Origin of the sequence: Pseudomonas agronomica, from assembly GCF_025917275.1 — a bacterium.
Classification (GTDB): Bacteria; Pseudomonadota; Gammaproteobacteria; order Pseudomonadales; family Pseudomonadaceae; genus Aquipseudomonas; species Aquipseudomonas agronomica.
The window spans coordinates 1-6,988 of sequence record NZ_JAOSHO010000267.1; the positions used below are offsets into that span (position 1 = coordinate 1).

Here is a 6,988-nt window from a genome sequence, read left to right on the forward strand (position 1 = left end):
ACGGGATTATTGCTCGACGTCATTGATCCGAACGACGGCCATCAGGACAGGCCCGACGCCAGTTGCATGACGCGTTCCTGGGTGGCTTCGCTGCGGTCGAGGGTGCCCATCAGGTCGCCTTCGTGCATGACCATGACGCGGTCGCTCATACCCAGCACTTCCGGCAACTCCGAAGAAATCATGATCACCGCCATGCCTTCGCTGGCGAGGTAGGCGATGAGCCGATAGATCTCGGCCTTGGCGCCAACGTCGATGCCGCGGGTCGGCTCATCGAGGATCAGGATGCGCGGGTTGGTCATCAGCCAGCGCGCGAGCAAGGCCTTCTGCTGGTTGCCACCGGACAAGGTGTCGATGCACTGCTCCAGCGACGGCGTCTTGACTCGCAACTTCTTGCACATGTCTTCGCACAGGGCGCGCAGGGCTTTCTGCTGGATGAAACCGTTGCCGACGTAATGGGGCAGCACGGCCATCTCCATGTTTTCCAGCACCGACAGGCACGGGAACAGGCCGCTGAGCTTGCGGTCCTCGGTCAACAGCGCGAAGCCCTTCTCGATCGCCATGTGCGGGTCGGTGATGCGCACCGGCTGGCCGTCCAGCAGGATCTCGCCGCCGGTACTCGGGGTCACGCCGAAGATCGCTTCGGCAACGTTGGTCCGGCCCGAGCCCATCAGCCCGGCGATGCCAAGGATTTCCCCGGCATGCAGGTCGAACGACACGCCTTTGAAAATGCCGTCCAGGCTCAGGTCGCGCACCGACAGGACCAAGTCACCGATGGGCTTGTCCCGCACCGGGAACAACTGGCTCAGTTCGCGTCCGACCATCATCGAAATCAGACTGTCACCGTCCATGCTGTCGGCCCGTTGCAGGCCGATGTAGGCGCCGTCGCGAAACACCGCCACTTCATCGGCGATGGCGAACACTTCGTTCATTTTGTGGGTGATGTAGATGATGCCCTTACCCTGGGCCTTGAGGTCGGCGATGATCGAGAACAGGTGGGCGACTTCGGTCTCGGTGATGGCCGAGGTCGGCTCGTCCATGATCAGGATGTCGGAGTCGTACGAGACCGCCTTGGCGATCTCCACCATCTGCCGCTCGGCGATGCTCAGGTTGCCCACCTGCTCCTCCGGGTCGAGCTTGATGCGCAAGCGCTCCAGCAACCGGGCGGTGCAGCGATGCATTTCACCGTGGTCGACCATGTGCAGGCCGTTGAGCTGTTCACGGCCGATCCAGATGTTCTCGGCGATGCTCATGTGCGGCATCAGGTTCAGTTCCTGGTGGATCATCGCGATCCCGGCCTGCAAGGCCGCCAGGGGCGTATCGAAGGTAACGGGCTTGCCGCGCAAGCGCAGTTCGCCGGCGTCGGGCTGGTAGATACCGGCGATGATCTTCATCAAGGTGGATTTACCTGCGCCGTTTTCGCCCATCAGGGCCAGCACCGAACCGGGGCGCACCCGCAATTGCACGTCGGACAACGCCACCACGCCGGGAAAACCCTTGCTGACGTTGACGACCTCCAACAGGTACGGTTCGTCGGGTAATACGTCCGGCCGGAAGGTTGCCGCCGGGGCGCTCGAAGCAGTCGCAGATGCGAACATGGTCAGGTACTCCCTCGGCAAGGTCGGCGCGGCGACCTTGCCTGCTTATTGTTTTGGTGGGCCAGGCGCAGCGTCACTTGAACTGGTCGACGTTCTCCGGCGTGATCAGGCGATACGGCACCACGACGGATTCCATTTTCTCGCCCTTGGCCATTTTCACTGCCGTGTCGATGGAGCCGTCGGCCTGGCCCTTGGCGTCCTGGAACACCGAGACCGCCATGTCGCCTTTCTTGATGGCGTTCAAGCCGTCCGGCGTGCCGTCGACCCCGGCAATCAACACGCTGCCCTTCTTGGTGCCCGCTTGCTTGAGTGCCATGGCGGCGCCGATGGCCATCTCGTCGTTGTTGGACACCACCGCGTTGAACTCGCGGCCTTGGGTCAGCCAATCGTTGACCAAGGTCATGCCCTTGTCCCGGGACCAGGTGCCGGTTTGCTCCTGCTCGATCTTGATGTCCGGGTACTTCTTGAGGATTTCCTTGACGCCCTTGGTGCGGTTGGTGGTGGAGTTGTTGGCCAGGTCGCCCAGCAGGATCACGATGTCGCCCTTGCCGCCCATCTTGTCGGCCAGGTATTGCATCTGCATGCGCCCGGCCTCCAGGTCATCCGAGGCCACGGTGACCACCCCTTCGGGCAACTTCGGATCGTCCGGACGGCGGTTGACGTACACCAGCGGGATACCGGCGGCTACGGCGGCCTTGGTGATGCGCTGGGTCGCGGCGGTGTCCACCGGGTTGACGATGAGCGCGTCGACCTTCTGGCTGATGAAGCTTTCCACCTGGCTCAGTTGCTTGACCACATCGCTGCGCGCGTCTTCGAATTGCAGCGTGACGCCGTCCGGCAGGGACTTGGCTTTCTTGTCCATGGATTCGCGCAGGTAGGTCAACCAGGTGTCATCGAACTGAGACATGCTGACGCCGATCTTCAGGTCCGCCAGGGCAGCGCCGCTGGCGAACATCAATGACAGGGCCAGCGAGGCAATGCGGGTCTTGGTGTTCATGAACGTTCTTTCTCCACTTTTTTGTTGGTTTTATGGATAAGGCGTGACGGACTTCAGGAACGCGGCAAACGCACGATCGGTGCGCCGGGCATGCAGCACACCACGGCGCCCTTGCGCTGGATGCACAGGGATTCAAACAAGGGAAGAATTGCGGACAGGCGCAAGGACGGTGGCAAGTGAAACGCAGAGCGGTTGAAGGTTTTCATCGACGATACCTGGCTGTGTTTCTTGTTTTTGTTTCGTCCTTCGTCTATTCAGGGCAGGCCTGGATAAACGCGGACAGGGTTGTCGGTAACCTGGAATCGACTTTATTGGAAAATATTTTCCATATCAACTCATTTTAGAATTTTATTCGTTTTTTATTCCATGTCCTACAGGCGCGGATAAACACACCACCACGCCCTGCTCCGCACTCTGCCTTGCGGCGTCCAGGATTCGCGTCGTGGCCAAGACATCGCGGGCCGCCACCGGCAGAGGGCCCTCGCCCTGCAACGCAGTCTGGAGGCGCTGATAGAACTCCAGCCAGCAACCGCGCTCCGAGGCCACACGTTCGCGCTCGGCACCGTGCTCGAACCAGCCCCAGCGCCGATGCTCCTCGGCGCCCCAGCGTTCGCCTTCGGTGGCTGGGCTCCGCCCCGCCAATGCCAAGGCTTCCTGCCCGTCGAGGCCTTCGACGGTATAGCAGCCTTCGCTGCCGCTGACCCGGAAACGTGGGCGGGGAGCGTTTTGCACGCAGTTGCCGCTCAAATGGGAGATGACGCCACCGGCATGGGTCAAGGACATGAAGAAGCCGTTATCAAACGTCTGGCCCGGCTGTCGATAATCCAGCTCGGCATAAACCCGTATCACCGGCCCGAACAACTGCAGCGCCTGGTCCACCAGGTGGCTGCCCAGGTCCCGCAGGAATCCCCCGCCGCTGCCTTTGCCCACCGAGGTGGGCGAATAACGCTCGACGCTGGATTCAAAGCGAATGACCTGACCCAGGGCGCCAGACGAAAGCAATTTGCGCACGGTCAGGAAATCCGAATCCCAGCGACGGTTCTGATACACGCTCAACGGCACGTTGCGGCGTTCGGCGGCCAGCACCATCGCTTCGGCCTGCCCGGCGTCGAGGGCAAAAGGCTTGTCGCTGACCACCGCCACGCCGAGTTCGATCGCCTGCATCACAATCGCCGGGCGGCCGTCCAAAGGCGTGGAGACCACCACCGCATCGACACCCGTCGCCACCAACTGTTCGAGAGTGTCGAACGCCTGGACCTCCGGGTAATCGCTGGCCAGCTGCTGGCGCCGCTCGGCGGAGCGGGTCACCACGCCGACAAACGTAGCGCCCGGCAGGCTGCTGATCAGCGGCGCATGAAAAAACCGCCCGCCCTTGCCGTAGCCGACTAGTCCGATTCGCATGAACACTCCTTGTTAGTCATTGAACACACACACCTGTGGGAGCGAGCTTGCTCGCGATGGCGGTGTGTCAGTCAACGCAATGCAAGCTGATCCGACGCTATCGCGAGCAAGCTCGCTCCCACAATTGACTGCATTCCACAGCGGGAATGCGGTCAGCCGTAAAAGCGTGGCCGCTCCGGCAGGTCGACCTTGACGATCTGCCCACTCTGCTGCGCTTCGATGCAGGCATCCGCCGCCACCGCCGCCGCGTAGCCGTCCCAGGCCGACGGCCCGCCCACGTGCCCGGCGCGCACGCCGTCGATGAAGGCCTGCAATTCGACGTCATAAGCCGCGATGAAGCGATCCTTCCAATCCATCAGGATCGCATTGGACAACTTGGCGCCGCTGCGCAGTTGCACCTGGGACGGTTCCGGCAGCTTGGCGATGCCGGTCTCCCCCACCACTTCGCATTGGATGTCGTAACCGTACTGGCAATTGACGAACACCTCGACGTCGATCCGCGTGCCCTTGGCGGTTTCCAGCAGGACGATCTGCGGATCACGCAGGTGAGCCAAGGCCTTGCTGCTCTTGCGCGGGAACACCACCTGCACCGACACATAGTCATCGGCCAGCAGCCAGCGCAGCACGTCCAGCTCGTGGATCAGGGTGTCGGTGATCGCCATGTCGGTCTTGTAGTTTTCCCCTACCCGCGGGTTGCGGTGGGCACAGTGCAGCATCAACGGCTCGCCGATCTGGCCACTGTCGATGACCGACTTGAGCGCGCGATAACCTTCATCATATGGCCGCATGAAACCGACCTGCACCAGGCGCTTGCCGTGGGCCACTTCGGCTTCGACGATCTTGCGGCAGCCTTCGGCCGTGACGGCCAGGGGTTTCTCGCAGAACACCGGTTTGCCCGCCGCGATGGCCGCCAGCACGAACTCTTCATGGCTCGGCCCCCAGGACGTGACAAGGATCGCCTCGACGTCCGGCGCCTTGATCAGCGCGTGGCCGTCCGGATACACCTCGGCGGTCAGCTTCAGGTCGGCCACCACTTTCGCCGCCTGGGCAAGGTTGATGTCGGTCACCGCCACCACCTGGCTGTTGAGCAAGGTCTGGCTGCAACGACGGATGTGGTCCTGGCCGATGGCCCCGGTGCCGATGACGCCCAGCTTCAAAGACATGTGGAACTCCTTAATGTAGGTGTTGGCGCAATCAGTATTGACGGGCCTTGGCCAGTCGTTCGTTGAGGGTCTTGGCGACGGCATCGGTGCGGGCGCTGGTGGAGACTTGCGCCACGCCGACCCGCCACCACGACAGGTATTTGTGGATCATGGTCTTGGGCAGGACCTTGATGTCGATCAGCGTCGAGACCGTCTGGCGCCGGGCATCGGCGAGGGCCCCGTGCAACTCGTCCAGCGTCTTGACCGTGTAGGTCTTGCAGCCGTAGGCCGCAGCGCTCATGGCGAAGTCCACCGGCACGAAGCCGCCGTCGAGCTTGCCCGTCTCCGGGTTGCGGAAGCGGAACTCGGTGCCGAAGCTGTCCATGCCGTGTTCCATTTGCAGGTTGTTGATGCAGCCGAAGGTCATGTTGTCCAGCAGCACCACGTTGATCTTGCGCCGCTCCTGGATCGAGGTCGCCAGTTCCGAATGCAGCATCATGTAGGAACCGTCGCCCACCAGCGCGTAGACCTCCTTGTCCGGCTCGGCGAGTTTCACGCCCAGGGCGGCATTTACTTCGTAGCCCATGCACGAATAGGCATATTCGACGTGGTAGGTGTTCACGCCCTTGCTGCGCCAGCTGCGTTGCAAATCCCCGGGCAGGCTGCCGGCTGCGGCGACGATGATGGCGTCGTCCGCCAAGGTTTGGTTGAGCGTGCCCAGCACGCGGCTCTGGGTCAGGCAGGAGCCGGTGAGTTCGATGAATTCGCGAAACACCGCCGGGTCCATGTGATCGTTGATTTCCGGGACGAAATCCTGGGTCTGGAAATCCGCCTGGTAGATCCGGTCCACTTCCGCGTCGAGCTGGGCCTTGGCGTCGGCGATCTGCCCGCCCCATTCGGCACGGTAGTCCCCCAGTTTGCCGGCCAGCGCCTCCAGGCCAGAACGGGCGTCGGCCAGCAGTTGCACGCCGTCGAGTTTCAGCGCATCGCACGGGCTGATGTTGAGGTTGAGAAACTGCACTTCGGGGTGCTGGAACAGCCATTTCGACGCGGTGGTGAAATCGCTGTAGCGGGTGCCGATACCGATGATCAGGTCCGCATCCTTGGCCAGCAGGTTCGCTGCCAGGCAACCGGTCTCGCCGACGCCGCCCACGTTCAGTGGGTGGCTGGAGACGATGGCGCTTTTCCCCGCCTGGGTTTCGGCAAAAGGAATGTCGAAGCGCTCGGCAAAGGCTTGCAATGCCGCATTGGCCCCGGAGTACTTCACCCCACCGCCGCAGATGATCAACGGCTTGCGCTTGCCCTTGAGCAGCGCCAACGCGTCGCCGAGCATCGCTTCGGTGGCCGGGCGGCGGTCGATGCGGTGCACGCGTTTTTGCAGGAAGTAATCCGGGTAATCGTAGGCTTCGGCCTGCACGTCCTGGGGCAGCGCCAAGGTCACCGCGCCGGTTTCGGCCGGGTCGGTCAGCACGCGCATGGCCTGGATCGCGGCAGTCATCAATTGCTCGGGGCGGTTGATGCGATCCCAGTATTTACTCACGGCCTTGAACGCATCGTTGGTGCTGATGCTCAAGTCGTGGAACTGCTCGATCTGTTGCAGCACCGGGTCCGGTTGGCGACTGGCGTAGACATCGCCCGGCAATAGCAGCAGCGGGATGCGATTGGCCGTTGCGGTGGCGGCAGCGGTCAGCATGTTCGCCGCGCCGGGACCGACCGACGAGGTACAGGCGTAGATCTTGCGCCGCAAATGCTGCTTGGCAAACCCGATGGCAGCGTGGGCCATGCCCTGCTCGTTGCGGCCCTGATGGACCACCAGGTCGCCACTGTCCTGCTCCAGCGCCTGGCCCAGGCCC

6 protein-coding genes are annotated in these 6,988 nt (G+C 62.6%); all 6 read right to left on the reverse strand.

The window, feature by feature from the left end; translation table 11 throughout:
• Positions 1–41 precede the first annotated feature (41 nt).
• Positions 42–1,595, reverse strand: coding sequence for a sugar ABC transporter ATP-binding protein (locus tag OC610_RS17800; RefSeq protein ID WP_249875175.1), 1,554 nt, complete (start codon positions 1,593–1,595; stop codon positions 42–44).
• 73 nt (positions 1,596–1,668) lie between these two features.
• Complete coding sequence (locus tag OC610_RS17805) at positions 1,669–2,592, reverse strand: sugar ABC transporter substrate-binding protein (RefSeq protein WP_264429459.1); 924 nt, start codon at positions 2,590–2,592, stop codon at positions 1,669–1,671.
• Positions 2,593–2,645: 53 nt separating this feature from the next.
• Positions 2,646–2,798: a hypothetical protein gene (locus OC610_RS17810; RefSeq protein WP_187293342.1), complete on the reverse strand. Its 153-nt coding sequence runs from the start codon at positions 2,796–2,798 to the stop codon at positions 2,646–2,648.
• A 142-nt stretch (positions 2,799–2,940) separates the two neighbouring features.
• Positions 2,941–3,993 (reverse strand): Gfo/Idh/MocA family protein, encoded by a 1,053-nt coding sequence (locus OC610_RS17815; RefSeq protein WP_264429461.1) that lies wholly within the window; start codon positions 3,991–3,993, stop codon positions 2,941–2,943.
• Between the two features lie 152 nt (positions 3,994–4,145).
• Positions 4,146–5,156, reverse strand: a complete 1,011-nt coding sequence (locus OC610_RS17820; protein WP_264429462.1) for a Gfo/Idh/MocA family protein — start codon at positions 5,154–5,156, stop codon at positions 4,146–4,148.
• 31 nt (positions 5,157–5,187) lie between these two features.
• On the reverse strand, positions 5,188–6,988 hold a 1,801-nt coding region (gene iolD / locus OC610_RS17825; RefSeq protein ID WP_264429463.1), incomplete at its 5' end, for a 3D-(3,5/4)-trihydroxycyclohexane-1,2-dione acylhydrolase (decyclizing).